Origin of the sequence: Vibrio sp. HENC-03, from assembly GCF_000305755.2 — a bacterium.
Classification (GTDB): Bacteria; Pseudomonadota; Gammaproteobacteria; order Enterobacterales; family Vibrionaceae; genus Vibrio; species Vibrio owensii.
Map to the genome: position 1 here is coordinate 243,030 of NZ_JH976125.1, position 21,910 is coordinate 264,939.

20 protein-coding genes are annotated in these 21,910 nt (G+C 45.3%); 4 read left to right on the forward strand and 16 right to left on the reverse strand.

Annotation, left to right across the window (positions count from 1 at the left end; translation table 11 throughout):
* Positions 1-21: 21 nt before the first annotated feature.
* The 13 genes from VCHENC03_RS07455 to yceD all read right to left on the reverse strand — a co-directional run bounded on the left by VCHENC03_RS07455 (position 22) and on the right by yceD (position 10,666).
* The gene (locus VCHENC03_RS07455) at positions 22-789 is read right to left on the reverse strand and encodes a TatD family hydrolase (RefSeq protein WP_005439577.1); all 768 of its coding nucleotides are present in this window, start codon (positions 787-789) and stop codon (positions 22-24) included.
* Positions 780-1,742 (reverse strand): DNA polymerase III subunit delta', encoded by a 963-nt coding sequence (locus VCHENC03_RS07450; protein ID WP_009707023.1) that lies wholly within the window; start codon positions 1,740-1,742, stop codon positions 780-782. The genes VCHENC03_RS07455 and VCHENC03_RS07450 overlap by 10 nt, the downstream gene beginning before the upstream one ends.
* A gap of 24 nt (positions 1,743-1,766) precedes the next feature.
* Positions 1,767-2,399 carry a dTMP kinase gene (gene tmk / locus VCHENC03_RS07445; protein WP_032802916.1) on the reverse strand — a complete coding sequence of 211 codons (633 nt, stop codon included), beginning with the start codon at positions 2,397-2,399 and terminating at the stop codon, positions 1,767-1,769.
* Positions 2,396-3,412: an endolytic transglycosylase MltG gene (gene mltG / locus VCHENC03_RS07440; protein WP_009707025.1), complete on the reverse strand. Its 1,017-nt coding sequence runs from the start codon at positions 3,410-3,412 to the stop codon at positions 2,396-2,398. The genes tmk and mltG overlap by 4 nt, the downstream gene beginning before the upstream one ends.
* Positions 3,409-4,224 carry an aminodeoxychorismate lyase gene (gene pabC, locus VCHENC03_RS07435; protein WP_009707026.1) on the reverse strand — a complete coding sequence of 272 codons (816 nt, stop codon included), beginning with the start codon at positions 4,222-4,224 and terminating at the stop codon, positions 3,409-3,411. The genes mltG and pabC overlap by 4 nt, the downstream gene beginning before the upstream one ends.
* A 107-nt stretch (positions 4,225-4,331) precedes the next feature.
* Positions 4,332-5,579 (reverse strand): beta-ketoacyl-ACP synthase II, encoded by a 1,248-nt coding sequence (gene fabF, locus VCHENC03_RS07430; RefSeq protein WP_009707027.1) that lies wholly within the window; start codon positions 5,577-5,579, stop codon positions 4,332-4,334.
* 93 nt (positions 5,580-5,672) lie between these two features.
* Complete coding sequence (acpP, locus tag VCHENC03_RS07425; protein ID WP_004406112.1) at positions 5,673-5,906, reverse strand: acyl carrier protein; 234 nt, start codon at positions 5,904-5,906, stop codon at positions 5,673-5,675.
* Between the two features lie 245 nt (positions 5,907-6,151).
* Positions 6,152-6,886 carry a 3-oxoacyl-ACP reductase FabG gene (fabG, locus tag VCHENC03_RS07420; RefSeq protein WP_005444803.1) on the reverse strand — a complete coding sequence of 245 codons (735 nt, stop codon included), beginning with the start codon at positions 6,884-6,886 and terminating at the stop codon, positions 6,152-6,154.
* Positions 6,887-6,920: 34 nt separating this feature from the next.
* Positions 6,921-7,844, reverse strand: coding sequence for an ACP S-malonyltransferase (gene fabD / locus VCHENC03_RS07415; RefSeq protein ID WP_009707028.1), 924 nt, complete (start codon positions 7,842-7,844; stop codon positions 6,921-6,923).
* A gap of 75 nt (positions 7,845-7,919) precedes the next feature.
* Positions 7,920-8,870, reverse strand: a complete 951-nt coding sequence (locus VCHENC03_RS07410) for a beta-ketoacyl-ACP synthase III (protein WP_009707029.1) — start codon at positions 8,868-8,870, stop codon at positions 7,920-7,922.
* 5 nt (positions 8,871-8,875) lie between these two features.
* A complete protein-coding gene (plsX, locus tag VCHENC03_RS07405) occupies positions 8,876-9,901 on the reverse strand; it encodes a phosphate acyltransferase PlsX (protein ID WP_009707030.1) in 1,026 nt (341 codons plus the stop codon).
* A 10-nt stretch (positions 9,902-9,911) separates the two neighbouring features.
* Complete coding sequence (gene rpmF, locus VCHENC03_RS07400; protein ID WP_005396978.1) at positions 9,912-10,082, reverse strand: 50S ribosomal protein L32; 171 nt, start codon at positions 10,080-10,082, stop codon at positions 9,912-9,914.
* A 59-nt stretch (positions 10,083-10,141) separates the two neighbouring features.
* Complete coding sequence (gene yceD / locus VCHENC03_RS07395) at positions 10,142-10,666, reverse strand: 23S rRNA accumulation protein YceD (protein WP_005439592.1); 525 nt, start codon at positions 10,664-10,666, stop codon at positions 10,142-10,144.
* Positions 10,667-10,815: 149 nt separating this feature from the next.
* Here yceD and VCHENC03_RS07390 point away from each other — a divergent pair, with 149 nt between their 5' ends.
* Complete coding sequence (locus VCHENC03_RS07390; RefSeq protein ID WP_009707031.1) at positions 10,816-11,397, forward strand: Maf family protein; 582 nt, start codon at positions 10,816-10,818, stop codon at positions 11,395-11,397.
* A gap of 377 nt (positions 11,398-11,774) precedes the next feature.
* Here VCHENC03_RS07390 and rluC read toward each other — a convergent pair whose 3' ends face one another.
* Positions 11,775-12,719, reverse strand: a complete 945-nt coding sequence (gene rluC, locus VCHENC03_RS07385) for a 23S rRNA pseudouridine(955/2504/2580) synthase RluC (RefSeq protein ID WP_009707033.1) — start codon at positions 12,717-12,719, stop codon at positions 11,775-11,777.
* A gap of 637 nt (positions 12,720-13,356) precedes the next feature.
* Between rluC and rne the strand changes: the two genes are divergently transcribed.
* Positions 13,357-16,455, forward strand: a complete 3,099-nt coding sequence (gene rne / locus VCHENC03_RS07380; RefSeq protein WP_032802918.1) for a ribonuclease E — start codon at positions 13,357-13,359, stop codon at positions 16,453-16,455.
* Between the two features lie 325 nt (positions 16,456-16,780).
* Positions 16,781-18,340, forward strand: coding sequence for a SulP family inorganic anion transporter (locus VCHENC03_RS07375; protein WP_009707036.1), 1,560 nt, complete (start codon positions 16,781-16,783; stop codon positions 18,338-18,340).
* A gap of 80 nt (positions 18,341-18,420) precedes the next feature.
* Here VCHENC03_RS07375 and VCHENC03_RS07370 read toward each other — a convergent pair whose 3' ends face one another.
* Positions 18,421-18,870, reverse strand: coding sequence for a low molecular weight protein-tyrosine-phosphatase (locus tag VCHENC03_RS07370; protein ID WP_009707037.1), 450 nt, complete (start codon positions 18,868-18,870; stop codon positions 18,421-18,423).
* A gap of 117 nt (positions 18,871-18,987) precedes the next feature.
* Here VCHENC03_RS07370 and cobO point away from each other — a divergent pair, with 117 nt between their 5' ends.
* The gene (cobO, locus tag VCHENC03_RS07365) at positions 18,988-19,593 is read left to right on the forward strand and encodes a cob(I)yrinic acid a,c-diamide adenosyltransferase (protein ID WP_009707038.1); all 606 of its coding nucleotides are present in this window, start codon (positions 18,988-18,990) and stop codon (positions 19,591-19,593) included.
* Positions 19,594-19,668: 75 nt separating this feature from the next.
* Here the strand turns inward: cobO and VCHENC03_RS07360 are convergent, their stop codons facing one another.
* Positions 19,669-21,756 carry an AsmA family protein gene (locus tag VCHENC03_RS07360; RefSeq protein ID WP_009707039.1) on the reverse strand — a complete coding sequence of 696 codons (2,088 nt, stop codon included), beginning with the start codon at positions 21,754-21,756 and terminating at the stop codon, positions 19,669-19,671.
* Positions 21,757-21,910: the final 154 nt, after the last annotated feature.

Here is a 21,910-nt window from a genome sequence, read left to right on the forward strand (position 1 = left end):
TTTAAACCGTCTATTGATTTTTCATCGCAAAAAAAGATTTCGGAAGTTTTCGGTTGTTTTTTGCCCTACTTCAGCAATGGAGCATCCTTTTAGCTGTGCAATATAGGCTGCAACTTCGACAACATAGGCTGGTTGGTTCTCTTTTCCACGATGTGGAACGGGCGCTAAATATGGAGAATCCGTCTCAATAAGCAGCCTTTCTAAAGGCAAAGCTTTCACGACTTCTTTCAATTCTGTCGCCTGACGGAAGGTTACAATGCCCGAAATTGAGATGTAGAACCCTAAATCTAATGCAGCTTCTGCAAATGGTAGATCTTCGGTAAAGCAGTGGATCACACCACCACATTTTTCAGCGCCACCATTGCGTAGAATTTCTAATGTATCTTCACGAGCGTTACGGGTATGAATGATAAGCGGCTTGTTAAACTCCACCGCTAAATCTACCTGCTGTTCAAAACGCTCTTTTTGCAGCGCTGCAGTCTCTGGTTTGTAGTGATAATCCAGACCTGTTTCACCAATCGCTACCACTTTTTCGTGCGAAGCGTGTTGGCGTAAGGTCTCCATAGAGAACGCGCTCTCCACATCAAGCGGATGCACACCACAAGACGCATAAACGTTGTCGTATGGCGTAATCATTTCCAACATTTTTGGAAATGAATCTAACGTAACGCCTACCGACAGTAGCTCTTTTACGTTCGCTTGTTTTGCTTTGTTAATAACGTCTTCAACATTGATGTGAAGATCATCGTAATTCAGTTTGTCTAGATGACAGTGCGAATCTACGAACATAATGCCTCTCGTGATTCAATTAACCAATTCATTGATAGTAGTTCAAGGTTCAAGCCTGGAAAGCGTTGAATTTGCCCTTTTAGCTCAAGCAGCTTCTTCGACGCCAGGTATAAACCGTCATAACTGTGTGTTGGGAACAGAGTTGCGCCCGGAAGTTGAGCCGCTTCCGCCACCCCAAATTGGGCTTTCTGAGCGTCCGTTAATAGATACCAAGCCCAGTCGAATGCTTTGTCTGGGTTCTTTGCCATTAACGATGCACACTGGAATACATCTGATACTGGCGAAGATAGCGTCTCAATAAAACAACGCTCAAACGCTTGGTACTCATCAAGCTCACCACTTTTCACCGCTTCTAGGGTATTAATTGGCGACCCTAAATTCAGTTTAAGCGCATAAGCTGGTACTTGTGATGCTCCCTGTTCGCTCATCCAATTCATCGCCTGCTCTGTTGATGGTGGTGTCACCACCCATTGTTGGCAACGACTCTGGATAGTTGGCAGCAATCGCTCTTGGTTATGCGTCACGAGCAAGAACAAGCATTTCTGTCCCGGCTCTTCGAGTGTTTTCAACAACGCATTGGACGCAGACTCATTCATCGCATCGGCTGGCTCGATGATGAACACGCGATATCCATTTAGTTGTGAAGATTCATGCGCAAGGCGATTACATGCTCGAATCTGCTCAACGGTGATCGACTTTCCTTCTTTCTCTGGCTTAATCCAGTGTAAATCAGGATGGCTATGAGATTGAGTCAACTGGCAACTATGGCAGAAACCACACGCTTCACTGGTGTAATTTTGACACAGCAACGAGTGACTAAAGAGCTCAACCAGCTTCTCTACCGCTAATCCCTTGTCACTTTGCAGCAGCAGTGCGCCCGGAATTCGTTCTGAATCCAAGCTTGTTTTGAGGTTATCCCAAACGGGTAGTAACCATGGAAAGTCATTTAACATGAGCGACCTCAATCCACATTCTGCTTACAGTGACGCTAGCCATTCGTTTAGCGCAGCTTTGATCTCTTGTGCAACCTCTTCAATCGACTGCTCAGCGTTGATCACCACGATGGAATCATCGGCATTAGCCAACGCTAAGTAACGCTCACGCGTGCGTTCAAAGAAGCTGATGTCCATTTTTTCAATACGATCTAGTTCGCCACGTCCACGCGCACGTTCAAGTCCAACTCGAGGATCGATATCCATGTACAATGTGAATGCAGGCTTAAACTCACCTAGAGTGGTATCGCGCAGGTTCTTCATCAGTGATGCGTCGATTTGGCGGCCACCACCTTGGTAAGCTTGAGAAGACAAATCATGACGGTCGCCAACTACCCATTGATCGTTTGCTAGCGCTGGCTTAATCACGTTCTCAACTAACTGAACTCGTGCTGCATAAAGCAAAAGCAATTCAGTCATATCTTTTAGATCTTCGCCTTCGTGCTCTTCTTTTACTAATGCACGCATTTTCTCTGCTAGCGGCGTACCGCCTGGTTCACGAGTATTAACGATATCTTGGATACCTGCAGCTTTCAGCGTATCTAAAACGGTTTTAATCGCAGTGCTTTTACCCGCGCCCTCTAGGCCCTCAACGACAATAAAGTTTGCTTTCATCATTTGTTCTTTCTTAGTTCTCTTAAATAGGCACGTACAGCACGGTTGTGCTCAGCAAGGGATTTCGAAAACACATGTCCGCCCTTTCCACTTGCTACAAAATATAGGTAATTGCTGTTTTCTGGGTTGAGAGCAGCTTCAATCGATGCTTCACCGGCCATGGCAATTGGCGTTGGTGGTAACCCATTAATGGTGTATGTGTTGTATGGCGTTGGTGTGCGCAAATCTTTCTTACGGATATTGCCATCGTACGCATCTCCCATCCCGTAGATAACGGTTGGGTCAGTTTGTAAACGCATACGTTTGTTGAGGCGGTTAACAAATACCGATGCAACACGTTCGCGCTCAGCATCAATTGCCGTCTCTTTCTCAATAATAGAAGCTAGTATCAGCGCTTCGTATTTATCTTTCAGTGGTAACTTGTCCTGACGCGCTTCCCATTGTTCATCAAGAATCTTGTTTAGCTTGCTGTGTGCACGCTCTAAGATCTGACTTTCACTTGCGCCAGCAGTGTAATGGTAAGTCTCCGCGAGGAATAAACCTTCAAGCTTCTCACGTTCAATACCCAGCTTTTCTGCCATTTCTTTTTCAGACAAACCAGCTAAGTCATGTTTTACATGAGGTGCAGCCCTTAGCTGTTCAACCCACTCAGAGAAACGGCTACCTTCGACAAAAGTAATCGCAAATTGATGCTCTTTGCCGGTATTGAGCTGTTCTAACGTTTGATAAAGCGAAACTTTTGGTTCAAGTTGGTAAGTGCCTGCTCGCACCTGAAGAAGCTCTGGGTAAAGGTGGGGCATTAAACGAATGTAATCAGAAGCTTCTATGATGTCGTCTTTTACAAGATCACGCATCACTCGGTGAAAGCTGGTGCCATTTTCTACGGTAAACAGCTGAGGCTGCTCTATAAGAATTGGCGAGTTAACATATTGCTTAGTCTGTGAAACAACGTAAAAAACACCTGCTGCACCAATAACGGCAATCAGTACAACAAAAGCAAACAGTTTTTTAATCACGAATTTAGATTCCCTTGAAGTCGTCGAGTCAATTTTCCAATTGGAAAGTCAATCTTGTTATCTGGTGTCGAAATACCGCTGACCGGTGCCACACCCAATAGTGAATTACACATCCACACCTCGTCTGCATTAAGCAAATCAGAGAGTTCGAATGTTGCTACCTGCACTGGGTAGCCATTGGTTTGGAGAAATTCCAATACCTTACGGCGCATTACGCCAGCCACACCAGACAAACTCAAATCGGGTGTGTATACCTTTTTATCTTTAACCCAAAAAAGGTTTGCCATTGTAGTTTCAATGACATGATTTTGCACATTTAACGTCACAGCATCGGTAAATTCTGTGCCTTCAATTTCCGCTTTTGCGAGAACCTGTTCGATTCGGTTGTTATGCTTATGACCAGCCAGAAGGGGTTGAATGCCAAGGCGGATTTCGCAAACCCCTAACGGCACGCCATTTTCTTGCCATGAAGAGTAATGAGAAGGAAATGCAAAATTCGAAATAGTCACGACCGGCCCTTCGATACCGCTAGGACTATACCCTCGCCCTCCAGTACCGCGACTGATATGAATTTTGATTCCGGCAAGCTCGTCATTCAAAACCGCTTTCATTACCCAATCGAATACTTGGCTCCAATCAGGAAAAGGGATGTGTAATGTTTTCAGGCACGTTTCCATTCGCTCAACATGCGCTTGCCAATGCTCTAATTCACCCTTCTTAGTTTTAATAGTGGTGAAACAGCCATCGCCATATTGAAACGAGCGGTCGCCAAGCGAAATGTGTGTTTGTGGCAATCCATTGACCCAGAACATTCAGATACCTTTACTTTCCGATCGACATATAAAACAAAACGGCTCAATGCTAAGCATCGAGCCGTCAGAATACAAGTATCGCTTCTCTAAAACAGTGTTAGAGATTTTTACTCAGCGAATTTTTTGAATACTAGCGAACCGTTTGTACCGCCGAAGCCGAACGAGTTACAGATTGCGTATTCCATATCAACTTTGCGCGCTGTATGCGGAACAAGATCGATATCTAGACCTTCTTCTGGATCATCTAGGTTGATCGTTGGTGGAACGATTTGGTCTACCAAAGAAAGAACTGTGATGATCGCTTCAACTGAACCAGCAGCACCTAGAAGGTGACCAGTCATAGATTTAGTTGAAGATACTAATACTTGCTTAGAGCCTTCTTCACCAAGAGCACGTTTAACACCCTTGATCTCAGCCACATCACCAGCAGGTGTCGATGTACCGTGAGCGTTCACGTAACCAACTTGAGTACCAGTGATGTTTGCGTCACGCATTGCCGCTTCCATTGCTAGAGCGCCACCTGAACCATCTTCACTTGGAGAAGTCATGTGGTAAGCGTCACCAGACATACCAAAGCCAACTAGCTCTGCGTAGATCTTAGCGCCACGTGCTTTTGCGTGCTCGTACTCTTCAAGAACCATCATGCCCGCACCATCACCAAGAACAAAGCCATCACGGCCCTTATCCCATGGACGAGAAGCTTTTTGAGGCTCATCGTTACGAGTTGAAAGTGCTTTTGCTGCACCGAAACCAGCCATACCTAGTGGTGTAGATGCTTTCTCTGAACCACCAGCAACCATCGCCTCAGCATCACCGTATGCAATCATACGCGCTGCGTGGCCGATGTTGTGTAGACCTGTAGTACATGCCGTAGAGATCGCGATGTTTGGACCACGAAGACCACGCATGATAGATAGGTTACCTGCAACCATGTTTACGATGGTCGAAGGAACAAAAAATGGGCTAACTTTGCGAGGACCTTTTTCAACAAGCGCTGTATGGCCTGTTTCGATTAGGTCTAGACCGCCGATGCCTGAGCCGATTGCTACACCAACTCGAGCTGCGTTTTCTTCGGTAATTTCTAAGCCAGAGTCATCCAGTGCTTGGATACCCGCTGCAATGCCGTACTGGATAAATAAATCCATTTTACGAGCATCTTTCTTAGACATGTACTCTGTGCAATCAAAATCTTTCACAAGACCAGCAAAACGAGTCGAGAAGTTCGTTGCATCGAAATGTTCGATGTTAACGATACCGCTTTGACCTTCTAGCAGGGCTTTCCAAGATGATTCTACTGTGTTGCCTACCGGTGACAACATACCCATGCCTGTGACAACTACACGACGCTTGGACACGATATAATTCTCCGGGAATTGAATGTTTCTATGAGAGGATAGAAGAAGTTAGAAAGAACACAGGCGGTCTAGGAGACCGCCTGGGAGAGATAATTACTGAGCGCTGTTTACGTAGTCGATTGCAGCTTGAACAGTAGTGATTTTCTCAGCTTCTTCGTCAGGAATCTCAGTGTCGAATTCCTCTTCTAGAGCCATTACTAGCTCTACAGTGTCTAGAGAATCAGCACCTAGATCGTCAACAAATGAAGCTTCGTTTTTAACTTCTGCTTCGTCTACACCTAGCTGTTCAACAATGATTTTCTTTACGCGTTCTTCGATGTTGCTCATTTTTCTTTTCCTTTACAGATTTCGCCTAATGCGATGATTCCGTAGTTTATTCGAACTATTGAAAGTTGCAAGGGGGTCCTTGCTGGTCAAACCACAAAATTAGCGAATTTAACCGAATTTCAATACATTTTTGACTTAAATCATGCACAAATCTTGCGCATGAGCATGACAACTTAATGACAGTTAACAGCAACTATAGGCTATTTTTCACAAAGTAAAACAGCTTATTTTGCACGAACTGTGCATTAAACCATGTACATGCCACCATTTACATGCAAAGTTTCACCAGTAATGTAAGCCGCTTCAGGTGAAGCTAGGAATACAACTGCTGATGCAATTTCACGTGGGTCACCTAGACGACCTGCCGGCACGTTCGACAACGTTGCTGCACGTTGGTCATCATTTAGCGCCTTAGTCATGTCAGTTTCGATGAAACCAGGTGCGACTGTGTTTACTGTTACGCCACGAGAAGCCACTTCACGAGCCATCGATTTAGTGAAACCGATAACGCCTGCTTTCGCTGCTGCGTAGTTAGTTTGACCAGCGTTACCCATAGTACCAACGACAGAACCTACGTTGATGATGCGACCAGCGCGTTTTTTCATCATGCCGCGTAGAACCGCTTTAGACATGCGGTAGATTGGCGTTAGGTTTGTGTTGATGATGTCGTTCCACTCGTCATCTTTCATACGCATTAATAGGTTATCGCGCGTGATACCAGCGTTGTTTACTAGAATATCGATTGCACCAAACTCATCGTTGATGGTTTTTAAAGTAGCTTCGATAGACTCAACGTCAGTTACGTTAAGTGCTAGACCTTTACCGTTTTCACCTAGGTATTCGCTGATAGCCGCTGCGCCACCTTCTGAAGTTGCAGTACCGATTACCGTTGCACCGCGCTCAACAAGAAGTTCAGCAATCGCACGACCAATGCCACGGCTCGCGCCTGTCACTAGAGCGATCTTACCTTCTAGATTCATCATGTTGTGTTTTCCTTTTCTTATCGTGAACAGATTACTTAGCGGCTTCTAGCGACGCTACGTCGTTAACTGCTGCTGCGCTTAGTGTTTTCACGATACGTTTAGTCAGACCTGTCAGTACTTTGCCAGGGCCAAGCTCAAGAAGATTTTCTACGCCTTGTTCGCTCATTAACTGCACGCTCTCGGTCCAACGAACTGGGCTATGAAGTTGACGAACAAGTGCGTCTTTGATTTTTGCCGGATCAGTTTCAGCCGCCACATCAACGTTGTTGATAACAGGAAGTTGTGGTGTATTGAATTCGATAGACTCAAGCGCAACGGCTAGTTTCTCTGCTGCTGGCTTCATTAGTGCACAGTGTGAAGGTACTGAAACAGGAAGAGGAAGTGCACGCTTAGCACCTGCTTCTTTACATAGTGCACCAGCACGTTCTACCGCGTCTTTACTACCTGCGATAACAACTTGACCAGGTGAGTTGAAGTTTACTGGAGAAACGACCTCACCTTGTGCTGCTTCTTCACAAGCTTTTGCAATTGCTTCGTCATCTAGACCGATGATCGCGTACATTGCACCAGTACCCGCAGGTACCGCTTCTTGCATCAGTTGACCACGTAGCTCAACCAGTTTGATTGCTTCTTTAAAGTCAATCACGCCAGCACACACAAGCGCTGAGTACTCACCTAGGCTGTGACCCGCTAGGTTTGCTGGTTGCTCAAGACCAAGCTCTTGCCATACACGCCAGATAGCAACAGATGACGCTAGCAAAGCTGGTTGAGTGCGGAAAGTTTGGTTTAGATCTTCTGCAGGTCCATTTTGAACAAGCGCCCATAGGTCGTAACCTAGTGCGTCAGATGCTTCTGCAAATGTTTGTTTTACTACGTCATATTGTTCGCCTAGATCAGCAAGCATACCGACAGCTTGTGAACCTTGACCTGGAAATACGATAGCAAACTTGCTCATGTTGTTTTCCTTTAAGCAAAGTAAAAAGAAATAAGATGCACCGTAGCGCATCTTAAATTTTGAATCTTGTGAAACTTAGAATTTCACCAGGGCAGAACCCCAAGTGAATCCGCCGCCAAACGCTTCAAGAAGTAGAGTTTGACCACGTTTAATACGACCATCACGTACCGCCTCATCCAGTGCTGTTGGCACGGTTGCTGCTGATGTGTTGCCGTGTTTATCAAGTGTGATCACGACTTGGTCTAGTGACATCGAAAGCTTTTTCGCTGTCGCTGAAATAATGCGGTAGTTCGCTTGGTGCGGAACCAACCAGTCTAGTTCAGACTTGTGCATATCGTTTGCTTCAAGCGTGTCTTTAACCAGTCTTGATAGCTGAGTAACGGCTACTTTGAATACCTCGTTACCGGCCATATGAAGCCATTTATTTGCATCTTTACCACGTTCAGGAACAGGAAGGCTCAATAGATCGCCAAACTGGCCGTCTGAATATATGTGCGTAGAAATAATGCCAGGCTCTTCGCTTGCACCAAGAACAACGGCACCCGCAGCATCACCAAACAAGATGATGGTTGAACGATCCGTTGGGTCACATGTTTTCGACAATGCGTCCGCACCAATCACAAGCACGTTTTTGCACATGCCAGATTTGATGTGTTGGTCAGCAACAGATAATGCGTATACAAAACCTGAACAAGCAGCGGCTAAGTCGAATGCAGGACAACCTTTAATGCCAAGCTTTCCTTGCACCTGACACGCAGATGAAGGGAAAGTATGGCTACTGCTAGTAGTAGCAACGATAATTAGGTCGATATCATTTTTATCAATGCCGGCCATATCGATAGCGTTTTCAGCTGCGTAGAATGCCATGTCCGCAACAGTTTCGTCTTCTGCTGCAATTCGACGCTCTTTAATACCAGTACGAGCTACGATCCACTCATCACTTGTATCTACCATTTTCTCTAGGTCTGCGTTAGTACGCACCTGAGATGGCAGGTAGCTGCCAGTACCTAAAATTTTGCTATACATGAAGACTAATAATGCCTCTCGAGTAAAACCGCTTCCAAACGATCGCTAATACGGCTTGGTACTTGTCGTTTGACCTCGTGTACTGCCTCGCCAAGTGCATTGACAATCGCAGATACATCCGCACTTCCATGGCTTTTTATGACAATGCCGCGCAATCCTAGCAAACTTGCGCCGTTATACTGGTCGGGGTTCAGTGTTTTTAGTTCATTAAATAGCCGAGAAAACAGTTTTCTAGCAATCCATCCCTTTATCGTTGATGCCATCATGCTGGTTTTTAGTTTTTCGATAAAGAGTTGCGCTGTTCCCTCGCTGGCTTTTAAGCATACGTTACCGACAAAGCCATCACAAACAATGACATCGGCAACGTCATGCAAAATTTGATTACCTTCAATATAACCCACAAAATTAATTGCGTCGGTTTGAGAAAGCATTTCTGCACAGCGTTTGACTAAATCGTTTCCTTTAATTTCTTCAGCACCAATATTCAGCACCGCCACACGAGGTGGATGACCGAGGTGTTCCTCGGCTAACGCACTGCCCATCACTGCAAATTGAAATAAGCTGTCTGCATCGCAAGATACATTCGCACCAAGATCTAACATCCAAGTACGTTTGCCACTAATGGTAGGTAATGCGGAAACTAAAGCAGGACGCTCAATACCAGGAAGCAGTTTAAGAATGAATCGTGAGAGCGCCATCAAGGCTCCGGTGTTACCACCGCTCACACACGCATCTGCTTCGTTATCAGAGACCAGATCAATGGCCATACGCATGGAGCTATTTTGGCTATTACGTAATGCTAAAGACGGTTTTTCTGAGTTAGAAATTACTTTCTCGCTATGAAGAATGCTTAAACGAGAACTGGTAGAGGTACCTAGTTGAGATAATTGAGACGTGATCAGAGGTTGATCACCTATAAGAATCACTTTTAGCTCTGGGAAATGAGACAGTGCCTGCACGGCGGCAGGCACTGTTACGCGTGGACCGAAATCCCCGCCCATTGCATCAAGTGCAACGGTAATACTTTGCAAAGGTTCAACCTTACTTGTTGATAACCTTTTGACCACGGTAGTAACCTTCAGCAGTTACGTTGTGGCGTAGGTGAGTTTCACCAGAAGTCGCGTCTACAGATAGTGCAGCTGTAGTTAGCGCATCGTGTGAACGACGCATACCGCGCTTAGAACGAGTTTTACGGTTTTTCTGTACGGCCATTGACCCTACTCCTATACTATTGGGTTAAAAACCTAAAGAAGAAGCGGCTACCACACCAGTTACTTTTTCAGATTTTTCAAAACGTCGAATGGATTCGGTTTTTCTTCCTCAATTTCTTCAGGAATCTCACCAAAAACCATGTTATTTGAATCAACGCTACAATCCGCTTCATCGTGCATTGCAATTTGAGGTAATGTTAAGATGAACTCGTCTTCAACTAGTTGTATAAGGTCTAATTCACCGTACTCATTTAGATCTACCAAATCATAAATTTCTGGTGCTTCCTCTTCTGTCTTCTCACCGTAGTAAGGAGTGTAAAGGAATTCAACTTCACACGGATGTGTGAATACCTCATTACAACGCTGACACTCTAAATCGACTTCGATGTTAGCTTTACCAGAGATAACAACAAGTCGCTGTTCATCAATATCAAATGACAATGAGACTTCTGCGTCGCGTTTTACGCCTTCAGTTGTTTCCGCTAAGCGCTTGAAAAGACTAGCTTGGATGATGCCATCGTAATCTAATCGTTTCTGTGCGGACTTCGCCGGATCAACCGTTCGCGGTATTTTTACCTTTTGCATAGGGCGCGAATATTATCTTCCAAATCAAAATTAGTCAAAGAAAAAGGCAAAAAAGTTGTACTTTTTTACGCTTAATATAGAGAGCATTAGCCAGAATCGATTTTGATCGATTATCCTATTGGAAATGCTTGTGCGAATTGTAATTCAAAATGAAAAATTACCAACTGGTTTTAGCCTCAACCTCCCCTTTTCGTAAACAACTGCTGGAAAAACTAGCAGTACCTTTTATTTGTTTGTCACCCAACTGCGATGAGACCCCGTTAGCTAACGAAACCCCTTTAGAACTGGTACAAAGGCTTGCTATTGGTAAAGCCACTTCTTGTGACACACCCCATGACAGTTTGGTCATTGGCAGTGACCAAGTCTGTGTCATTGACGGCAATATCGTTGGTAAACCGCTAAACCGAGAAAACGCCATCAAACAATTATTGGCTCAAAGCAGTAAAACCATCACTTTTTATACCGGACTAGCTGTCCACAACACAGTAACTAATCATACCGAAGTCGGCTTCGATACTTTTGAAGTGCACTTTAGAGATTTGACGCGTGAACAAATCGAACGTTATGTCGACAGAGAAGAGCCTTTTTACTGTGCTGGTAGTTTTAAAAGCGAAGGGATGGGAATTTGCCTGTTTAAGAAGTTAGTCGGCAAAGATCCGAATACGTTAGTCGGCCTGCCACTTATTGATTTGATCGACATGCTGCAAAAACAAGGGTTAGAGGTTTTGTAGGGAATACAGAAGACTCCAAAGGGCTGATATGGACGGTTTAAGCAGTCACATCAAGCTAGTGACTTTGCATCTCAACCAGAGATTCCCGACAACGCTCCTTCGTCGCTTTCGGGAATGACGTCGTTTAAGCTCATCCATCAAAAAGTAAGTCATAACCCACTTAAATTCAGAATTCACTGCACGTCATCCTCAAGAGTGAGGAGCGAGCGAGTTGGGGATCTCTTTCAATGGTATTGCTGAGCACAAAGTTCTCATAACTCAACAGGCAAAGCTGCCGCCACTCTCTAAGAAGCTTTCTACGATCAAAAAAGCCGATGTATTAACATCGGCTTTTACATAGCTTTTTGCGATGGCGAGGAATGTAGATACGCTTGCCTCTACTTTTTACGCAAACCCGCTAAAACTTTCTCTAATTTCGCTTCCATCGGCGCGTTGATTTCCATCCACTCATCATTCGACGGGTGCTGGAACTTGATGTTCGCTGCGTGTAGGAACAAACGGTTCAAACCAACCTGACCTGTGTACGCATCAAAACGGCGATCGCCATAACGGTCATCCCATGCAATCGGATGCCCCGTGTATTGAGTGTGCACACGAATCTGGTGAGTACGTCCAGTAATTGGACTTGCTTGAATTAACGTTGCTTGTTCGAATTTCTCCAATACTTTAAAACGCGTCTCAGACGGTTTGCCGTTTGGATTCACTCGTACAATGCTGTTCACTTCGTTTTTAAGCAGTGGCGCATTAACGACTTTGCAGCTGTTTTTCCACTCACCCATGACAAGCGCGAAGTAGAACTTCTTCACTGTCTTTTCACGGAACTGTGCTTGTAAATGACGCAACGCAGAACGCTTCTTCGCAACCAGCAAGATGCCAGATGTATCACGGTCGATACGGTGAACGAGTTCAAGAAAGCGAGCTTGTGGTCGTAATGCTCGGAGCGCTTCAATCGCACCAAACTTTAATCCACTGCCGCCGTGCACTGCTGTGCCAGATGGTTTGTTGAGAATCAATAGATGATCATCTTCAAAAATGATCTTGTCTTCCAACTCTGCCACTTTGTTTAGCTTCGTGCTCGGCGCGACGTCGTCCTCTTTCTTTTCTACCGTAACCGGAGGAATACGGACAAGATCGCCTGCTTTTAGTTTGTACTCTGCCTTAATGCGCTTTTTGTTTACGCGCACTTCCCCCTTGCGCACGATTCGGTAAATCATGCTTTTTGGGATGTCTTTTAATTGGTTACGCAAGAAATTATCAATGCGTTGACCCGCCATATCTTCGTCGATATCAACGAACTGGACTTGTGTTCTTATTTCGCTCATGGGCGCTATTGTAAACTCAAATCTGTACGACTTCACATTATTCTTGCTGCAAAAGAAACACTTGTTGTCATAAATAGTTCCAAAACACGCCAAGCTTTTGTTTAGATTATTAAAAGTCTTTATCAACTTCTCTATTTGTTTCTCGTCTTTCTCAGTTTGCGAGACTCAAGTGCTTATGAAACAGCCAGTTATAAATTACAAAATTTGAATTTAGCGCCAAATTTTCCATCGTTTGCGCTAAAGCAGATTGCTGATATCAACCTGCGCTGCTATAGTTCACAGCTGCTAAGGAAGGTTTGGTTACATTTTGTTCATTACCAATCATTTATCCCCAAGCAATGTGAGTAGGTTGTTGAATGTCAGGTGCAGCATTGGCGTAAGACACATTGAGTTCAACACACTTGTCACTCTACTCCTCGCATATTCACGTTGAGTATCTACCGCCCGATATAGCGGGTCACAAGTTTCCGTTTCCAACGAAACCCAAAAGAATTTGTGATGACTGAAGTGCCCTAGAGCATCCCCTTCCAGCCGGGAGGCTGCAAAATATAAGCCATGGGATCAGGCACCGTGAAAGAGCGAAACAAAAGTGACAAGTTGCAAAGAAATATAAAGAAAAGACAACGAGAAATTTTCAATGAAAAGAATGTTAATTAACGCAACTCAAAAAGAAGAGTTGCGTGTCGCTCTGGTTGATGGCCAGCGACTTTTCGATCTTGATATCGAGAGTCCAGGTCATGAATCTAAAAAAGCGAATATCTACAAAGGACGTATCACACGTATCGAACCAAGCTTAGAAGCCGCATTTGTTGATTACGGTGCTGAGCGTCACGGTTTCCTCCCTCTTAAAGAAATTGCCCGCGAATACTTCCCAGAAGGTTACACTTACCAAGGTCGCCCAAGCATTAAAGAAGTGCTGACTGAAGGTCAAGAAGTAATCGTACAAGTGGAAAAAGAAGAACGTGGTAGCAAGGGCGCAGCTCTTACTACTTTCATCTCTCTTGCGGGTAGCTATCTTGTTCTTATGCCTAATAACCCTCGTGCCGGCGGTATTTCTCGTCGTATCGAAGGTGATGAGCGCACTCAACTAAAAGCTGCTTTAAGCACGCTAGAACTACCGCAAGGTATGGGTCTAATCGTACGTACTGCTGGCGTAGGTAAGAGTGCAGAAGAACTTGAGTGGGACTTGAACGTACTACTTAACCACTGGGGTGCGATTAAGGGCGCGGCAGATTCTAACCCTGCTCCTTTCCTAATCCACCAAGAAAGTAACGTAATCGTTCGTGCGATCCGTGACTACCTACGTCGTGATATCGGTGAAATCCTAATCGACAGCAACACCATCTATGAACGTGCACGAGAGCACATTCAATTGGTACGCCCAGATTTCATCAGCCGCGTTAAAAAATACGAAGGCGAAGTACCGCTATTTAGCCACTACCAAATCGAAAGCCAAATTGAATCCGCTTTCCAACGTGAAGTGCGCCTACCATCAGGCGGTTCTATCGTAATCGACCCAACAGAAGCTTTAACTTCTATCGATATCAACTCTGCTCGCGCAACAAAAGGCGGCGATATCGAAGAAACAGCACTGAACACTAACCTAGAAGCAGCAGACGAAATCGCTCGTCAATTGCGTCTACGTGACCTTGGTGGTTTGGTTGTTATCGACTTTATCGATATGACGCCAGTTCGTCACCAACGTGAAGTAGAAAACCGTCTACGTGAAGCCGTTCGTTTAGACCGTGCTCGCGTTCAGATTGGCCGCATTTCTCGCTTTGGTCTTCTAGAAATGTCACGCCAGCGTTTGAGCCCTTCTCTAGCAGAAGCAAGCCACCATATCTGTCCTCGTTGTAGTGGTACAGGTGTTGTTCGTGATAATGAATCTCTAGCTCTGTCTGTTCTTCGTTTAATTGAAGAAGAAGCACTGAAAGACAACACGGCGCAAGTTCTTGCCGTAGTACCTGTTCCGATTGCATCTTACCTTCTGAACGAAAAACGTCGCTCAGTGAACCACATTGAACGCATCCAGGAAGTGAAGATCACGGTTGTTCCTAACTCTGATATGGAAACACCACACTTCGAAGTGATTCGCGTACGTGAAGGTGAAGAGTTCGATCTGCTTTCTTACCTACTTCCTAAGAAACTGGAAGCAATGAAAGAAGCAGAAGGCAAAGAGCCTGCAGAAGCTGACATCAAGCCTAAACGTATTGAAGAACCAGTTCTAAAAGGTTTCGCTGCACCAGCTCAAACTGCGCCAGCTCCTAGCGCGACTTCTAAGCCTGCTCCGGCAACGAAGAAGAAAGAAGTGGTTCAAGAAGAAAAGCCAGGTCTATTTAGTCGTCTATTTAAAGCGATTGGTAGTTTCCTATTTGGTGGTTCTGAAGAAGTAAAAGAAGAGCCTAAGAAAGAAGAAGAGAAGAAACCAAGCCGCGATAACAAACGCAACAAACGTGACCGCAACGACCGTCGTCGTAACAACAACCAACGCGATAATCGCGAAGGTCGTGACAACCGCGACAACAAGCGTCGTCGTAAGCCACGTGAAGAGCAAGCGACTGAGCAGAACGAAGCGCAGCAGCAACCTAACAAGCAGCAAAACCGTAACCAGAAGCGTAAGCCAAAAGCTCAACAAGCTGAAAAAGCTGAAAAAGCGCAAGAGGCAAAAGCAAATGCTAAAGTGGCGGAAAAAGGCCTGCAGCTTGCTGCTGAAGCACGCACTGGTTCAGAAGCGAAGCCTGAAGAAAGCAAAGCGAAGCCAAACGCAAAAGCAGAGAAAGTGAAAGAGCGTCGTCAACGTCGCAAACTAAACAAATCTGTACGAGTGAAAGACCAGCAAGCGGCTGAGCAAGCTGAACAGGAAACGCCAGTACAAGCAATTGAAGCGGTTGAAGCACCTGTTGAGAAGCCAGTAGAGGCGGCAGCAGAAGCGCAACAAGACAAAGCAGAATCGAAACAACGTCGCAACCGTCGTTCTCCACGTCACCTACGTGCAAGTGGTCAACGTCGTCGTCGTGGTCGCGATCGTCGCCCTAACCCATTCCGCCTGCGTAAAGGTGGTGTAGCCTCTCCTGAGATGGCTATGGGTAAAGTGATGCCACGCTACATTCCAAAACCAGCACCTAAAAAGGAAGAGCGAGTGAAGGAAGAAGTGGCAGTAGCAGCGACATCTGTACCAGCAATGCAAGGTGGCTTTGCTTGTCCAGAAATGGCAATGGGCAAAGTGATCATTCGCCGCGAGCAACCTGCAGCAGTTGAAGCGCCAGTGGTTGAACCAAAAGTTCAACAGCCAGTAGAAGCGAAAGTTGAAGCTCCAGCTGTAGAAACGCCTGCTGTAGAAGCACCAGTTGTTGAAACAGTCGTTGCACAAAAAGCGGAACCTGCAGCAGTAGAAGCAGCGCCAGTTGAGCCAATCATTGAACCGGTTGAAGCACCTGTCGTTGAAGTTACAGAAGCAGCTCAAGAGCCAGTAGTTGAAGCGGTAGAAGAAACTGTAGAGCAAGTTGCAGTAGAAGCACCAATCGCTACGCCAGCTCCTAAAGCAGAAGTTATCAAAGTAGCTGCTAAGCCTCGCGCTAGCGCTCCGATGACTAAAGCACCAGGTCCTCAAGAGCTTCGTGAAATCACGGTTTCAGCAGCGCCGTTTAAAGCAGACCGCTACGCTCCAAAAGGCGCAGGTAGTCAAGTTGCAACAAACCGTGCATCAGCACAGATGACAAAACCAAACTTTAGCTAAGCTAGAATTTGGCCTCGCGAACGCGAGAGCGAAACGAAAGGCTGCCAATTGGCAGCCTTTTTTGTTGCTGTGAGTGTTAACTATAATTGTTCATATTAATATCAACGACTGATCACATTTGTGCGTCAATATCCCCTTCATTGTTGAACTTAATCACACTTTTCGGTAGCATTCGCCGACTTAAGTTTTCGACACCATTCTGCTGCTGCTCTTTTTTTACTACTGTTTGTGCTGATAAAAGTGAAGACACTTTACCCATCAGCGCTCGTGCAAATACGAATATGTGTCGGGAGAAATTCATCGCCAAGAGAACTCAATACAAAACATGTTCGAATTTCCTCAATTTTCTAAGCACTCCGTAAAAAACGATGTGCTATCAGGTCTTACGGTTGCGCTAGCACTAGTTCCTGAAGCTGTAGCGTTTGCATTCGTTGCTGGTGTAGACCCTATGGTTGGTCTGTACGCAGCCTTTATCGTCGGTCTTATCACCTCTATCTTCGGTGGCCGTCCAGGTATGATTTCTGGTGCAACGGGCGCTATGGCTGTTGTAATGGTGTCGCTAGTTGCGACTCACGGCGTTCAGTACCTATTCGCGGCTATCATGTTAGCCGGTATTCTTCAGGTCGCAGCGGGGCTATTCAAGCTGGGTAAATTCATTCGAATCGTACCTCATCCAGTAATGATCGGTTTTGTAAACGGTCTGGCTATCGTTATCTTCCTAGCCCAGTTAGGTCAGTTTAAAGCGCCAGACATCAACGGCATGCTGACTTGGCTACCACAAGACCAAATGCTACTAATGCTTGGCCTAGTTGCGCTAACAATGGGTATCATTCACTTCTTACCAAAAATCACCACAGCTGTGCCATCTTCACTGGTTGCGATCGTAACAGTAACGGCTCTAGTGGTTGGTTTAGACCTAGAAACACGTACAGTAGTCGATTTCCTACGTACTATGTCTGGTGACGAAGCAGCGACTTTGGCGGGCTCTCTTCCGACCTTCTCAATCCCAGCGGTTCCTTTCACTATTGAAACACTGCAGATCATCTTGCCTTACGCAATCATTCTTGCAGCTATCGGTCTGATTGAGTCTTTATTGACGCTAACGGTACTAGATGAAATGACCAACACTCGCGGTCAGTCAAACCGTGAATGTATCGGTCAAGGTATGGCAAACATGACATGTTCAGTGTTTGGTGCAATGGGTGGTTGTGCGATGATTGGTCAGTCAATGATCAACGTAAACTCAGGTGGTCGTGGCCGTCTATCAGGTATCGTTGCAGCTATTGCACTTCTGATGTTCATCCTGTTTGCATCTTCTCTGATTGAGATGATTCCACTTGCTGCGCTTGTTGGTGTGATGTTCATGGTGGTTATCGGTACGTTCGAATGGGCAACGTTCAAACTTGCACGTCGTGTACCTAAACAAGATTTCTTCGTAATCGTTCTAGTAACGGTAGTGACGGTTCTGACTGACCTAGCAGTTGCTGTAGCGGTTGGTGTTATCGCCTCTGCACTTATGTTCGCATGGCAACACGCTAAACACATCTACGCTGACACACGCCTAAATGAAGAAGGCTCAAAAGAGTACAAGATCCACGGTCCTATCTTCTTTGGTTCTGCGGCTAACTTTTTAGAGTTGTTCAACGCACACGACGATCCAAAAGACATTATCGTCGATTTCGCGGACTCTCGTGTAACAGACCACTCCGCGATCGAAGCGATCGAAACGCTGGCTGAACGTTACGCTGCACTAGGTAAAACGCTTCACCTACGTCACTTGAGCCCAGACTGTCGTAAGCTACTAGACAAAGCAGGCAGCTTGGTTGAAATCAACGTGAAAGAAGACCCAAGCTACAAGGTTGCGACTGACATACTTGCTGGCTAATAAAATTAAAAAGGGATGAGCATGACTCATCCCTTTTACTATCCAGCTTTTGGACTCTTCGCACTATCTAAACTATTTGATTAAAGCTTCTTTAGAATCGTTTCCGACGCGTCTTCAATCAAATCCAGTACCAATTCAAAACCTGCATCACCGCCATAGTATGGGTCAGGGATCTCGTCATAGTCAGACTCACCATGGCTTAAAAATAACGATACTTTATGACGATGTTCTACCGGGCAAATATCCAATAGATCGGCAAGATTCGCTTTATCTGCCGCTAACACCATATCAAATTCATCGAAGTCCCCTATCGTTACCTTACGAGAGCGCATCCCTTTGAACGAATAACCTCGTTGCTTTCCTGCTTGCATGGAGCGTGCATCAGGCGGATTTCCGGCGTGGTAACCAATCGTTCCTGCCGAGTCCACTTCCACTGAAATACCCAACTCTTTAGCTTTTGCTCTTAATACCGCTTCACCAGTTGGCGAACGGCAAATATTTCCCATACAAACAACGAGTAGTTTCTTCATTTTATTCCCTGAATTATCGAAGGTTTTTCTTCACGATATGTTGGTCTATCATAGCGAGATAATTCGATGAACCCAAGTTAGCACGGGCAAAGCACACAACGGAATTGAGGAAGTACTATGTCTATCGAAGAAAACAAAGAAGCACGCCATAAGGCTCGCCAACAAAAAGTAAAGGAACAGGTAGACGCAAAAATCGCGGCCGCCCAAGAAGAGAAGGGCCTACTGCTGATCATAACCGGCAATGGTAAAGGCAAATCGACTTCAGGTTTCGGCACGATTGCTCGCGCAGTGGGTCATGGATTGAAGTGTTCCGTTGCTCAATTTATCAAAGGCACATGGGATAATGGTGAGCGCAACCTACTCGAAAAACTCGGCGTTGAGTTTCAAGTAATGGCAACAGGCTTTACTTGGGAAACGCAAAACAAAAGCGCAGATACCGAAGCAGCACAGTTGGTATGGCAGGAATGTAAACGCATGCTTGGCGATGAATCGATTGATGTCATCTTGTTTGATGAACTGACGTACATGGTAAGCTATGGTTACATCGACTTGGATGAGGTTGTAGAAGCCCTAAACAACCGCCCTAAAATGCAGTCTGTCGTGATCACTGGCCGCGGAGCACACCGCACTCTGATTGAAATGGCCGATACCGTATCGGAAGTAAAGAACGTCAAACACGCTTTTGAATCCGGCGTAAAAGCGTTAAAAGGCGTGGATTGGTAATCTATTCATCGTGTGATATGTAATCAAAAGGGTTGGCGCATTGCCAACCCTTTCTCTTTTGGATTTAGACCCTTGTTAATTGAACAAGCCTTTCAACAGGCCATCAACGGCCTCTTTGGTCTTCTCATCTTTGATCTTGTCCGTTAGCTTCTCTACGCCACGATCAATTTCTTTCTGTGCTTTTTGCTTCAACACATCGTCAAAGACCAACTTAAATTTAGGCTCAGCCCATTTGCCAGAAACGTTGATAGGAATAGTGATGTCTTTAAGCTCATCGATATTCTTACCGCCCTGACCTTCCAGTGAACCTACAATCGAGGTGCTGATGGTAAAGTCGACCGTTTCGTTTAGGTAGTTCGCTTGACCTTTACCACGAACGCGAAGAAGTGGAGACTGCGCTTTCATGTTATCGGTAGAAACCACACCTTTGTTCAACTTCAAGGTCGCTGTCATCGCGCTGAAGTCCGTTTTCTTGACTTCATCAGTGCCATCTACGCTTTGGCCTTTGAATCGTGCGTAGTTTTCACGGATAAGCTGAGCGACGTTAATGCCATTAACAGCGCCATCCGCAAAGTTAATCACAACCGTGCCTGTTAGATTTTTCTTGATGCCTGTTGGCGTTAGGCTCTTACCACTGACGTTCACATCAATGTTACCTGTGCCTTCTAGCATGTCGTTATTTGCTACATCAACAAGTAACGGTTGGACTTGTACGCCTTTGATTGATTTCTTCGCAGAGTAAGTGGCAGGCGATTTACGCGCATCCAGTTTGGCTGTTGCGGTGATCGTGCCTTGGTACAACTTAGAGCTGAATGAAGTAAGATCAAAGACACCACGATTAGCAGAGAAGCTTGCTTTTACCGCTTCCATTTTCGCGTTCGCCGCTTTGAACTTATCAATCGTAATATCACCCTTCACATCAAGCGTTTTTAGTGCCGATAAGTCTGGTTCAACTTCTGGCCCTGCTGGTGCTTTGCTACCACCTGATGCTGGTTTATCATCCGCAGAAGCTTGTTTGTTCAAGCCAAGGAATTCATCCAAATCGATATTAGGACTATGCACTGCAAAACGTACTTTCGGAATATCACCCAGAGTGACATCCGCTTTACCATCTAGCGCGATGGCGTTCGCCGTCAGCTTCTCCAACACAAAGCTCAGGTGGCTCTTAGTTAGGTCGAACGAAAGATCCGAAGCCATATCCACTTTCATTGGTGATTGCGGTAGTGCATCCCCCTCAAAAGTTGAGTTGAGCGTCAACTTGTTCAACTGCACTTTGCTGATGGCTTTATCGACAGTTAATTCACCGCCACCCTGCATATCCAGCTTCATACCACCAGCTTCGCCTTTCAATGCATAGCTTAGGTTGTTGACTTTATCGAATTCAAACGTTTCCAAACCAATCGTTGCTGAGTCAATCTTGTTTGTCGCATCTGAATAGGTTGCATCGAAGTTGATGTTTTTCAAAGCGTAGCTTACAAGGCCTTTTGCCAATTTGAAGTCTGCTTTACCTTGCGCGGTGAAGGTTTGCTCATTCATCTCACCTTTCACGCCAAAGTCTGCGGTTGTCCAGTTATCGAAAGCAAACTGAGAAAGGTTTAGTGAGATATCAGAAAGCTTGGTGTAGCTTCCGGCTTGTTTATCTTGGATTTCAACATAACCATTTGAGATACTGACACCGGCAAGATTGATCGTCCAATCAGAAGCAGCGCTTTGTGAATCTGCGGCTTGCTCTGGTGCTGCATCCGTCGTTTGTTCTGCTTGTTGAGTTTGTGCTTTGGTTAATGCATCAATGTTCTTGGTGCCATCTTTCAGTGTTTCAAGATAGAACTCTGCACCATCAAGGGTGACGTTACCAATTTCTAGCTGTTTGCTTAATAGCGGGGTAACCGAGACATCAACACCGACCGTTTCAACTTTAAATAGATTTGGCTGGCTAAAACCTTGTGGGTTTCTTAGCTCAGTGCGACCCAATTCGAAGCCAATCGACGGGAAAAACTGCCAACTAATATCCCCTTCAATGACTAATTCCAAACCGGTTTGCTTTTGCGCTTGCTCCACAATAAGTGGTTTAAACTGATTTGGATTGACAAAAATCACTAACCCTAAAATAACAGCCAAGATCGCCACAATTGGGATGGCAATGATTAAGAGCAGTTTCTTCATTCGCTTTTTCCTTGCTCGAGTGTTTTTACAATTATAAGCGCAGACTTGTTTTATCGCCGACAGTTCCACAAAAGCGTGAAAAACGTCCGGTTTTCCGTTGCAACTGACTAATTTAAAAACAAAAAAAGAAGTGGCACCTAAGGTGCCACTTCTT

Excerpts from the sequence above, each read along its gene's own strand:
- VCHENC03_RS07455 (WP_005439577.1), bottom strand. The coding sequence starts at position 789 with ATGTTCGTAGATTCGCACTGTCATCTAGACAAACTGAATTACGATGAT.
- VCHENC03_RS07450 (WP_009707023.1), bottom strand. The coding sequence starts at position 1,742 with ATGTTAAATGACTTTCCATGGTTACTACCCGTTTGGGATAACCTCAAA.
- tmk (WP_032802916.1), bottom strand. The coding sequence starts at position 2,399 with ATGATGAAAGCAAACTTTATTGTCGTTGAGGGCCTAGAGGGCGCGGGT.
- pabC (WP_009707026.1), bottom strand. The coding sequence starts at position 4,224 with ATGTTCTGGGTCAATGGATTGCCACAAACACACATTTCGCTTGGCGAC.
- acpP (WP_004406112.1), bottom strand. The coding sequence starts at position 5,906 with ATGAGCAACATCGAAGAACGCGTAAAGAAAATCATTGTTGAACAGCTA.
- fabG (WP_005444803.1), bottom strand. The coding sequence starts at position 6,886 with ATGAATCTAGAAGGTAAGATCGCTCTAGTGACAGGCGCGAGCCGTGGC.
- fabD (WP_009707028.1), bottom strand. The coding sequence starts at position 7,844 with ATGAGCAAGTTTGCTATCGTATTTCCAGGTCAAGGTTCACAAGCTGTC.
- VCHENC03_RS07410 (WP_009707029.1), bottom strand. The coding sequence starts at position 8,870 with ATGTATAGCAAAATTTTAGGTACTGGCAGCTACCTGCCATCTCAGGTG.
- rpmF (WP_005396978.1), bottom strand. The coding sequence starts at position 10,082 with ATGGCCGTACAGAAAAACCGTAAAACTCGTTCTAAGCGCGGTATGCGT.
- yceD (WP_005439592.1), bottom strand. The coding sequence starts at position 10,666 with ATGCAAAAGGTAAAAATACCGCGAACGGTTGATCCGGCGAAGTCCGCA.
- VCHENC03_RS07390 (WP_009707031.1), top strand. The coding sequence starts at position 10,816 with ATGAAAAATTACCAACTGGTTTTAGCCTCAACCTCCCCTTTTCGTAAA.
- rluC (WP_009707033.1), bottom strand. The coding sequence starts at position 12,719 with ATGAGCGAAATAAGAACACAAGTCCAGTTCGTTGATATCGACGAAGAT.
- rne (WP_032802918.1), top strand. The coding sequence starts at position 13,357 with ATGAAAAGAATGTTAATTAACGCAACTCAAAAAGAAGAGTTGCGTGTC.
- VCHENC03_RS07375 (WP_009707036.1), top strand. The coding sequence starts at position 16,781 with ATGTTCGAATTTCCTCAATTTTCTAAGCACTCCGTAAAAAACGATGTG.
- VCHENC03_RS07370 (WP_009707037.1), bottom strand. The coding sequence starts at position 18,870 with ATGAAGAAACTACTCGTTGTTTGTATGGGAAATATTTGCCGTTCGCCA.
- cobO (WP_009707038.1), top strand. The coding sequence starts at position 18,988 with ATGTCTATCGAAGAAAACAAAGAAGCACGCCATAAGGCTCGCCAACAA.
- VCHENC03_RS07360 (WP_009707039.1), bottom strand. The coding sequence starts at position 21,756 with ATGAAGAAACTGCTCTTAATCATTGCCATCCCAATTGTGGCGATCTTG.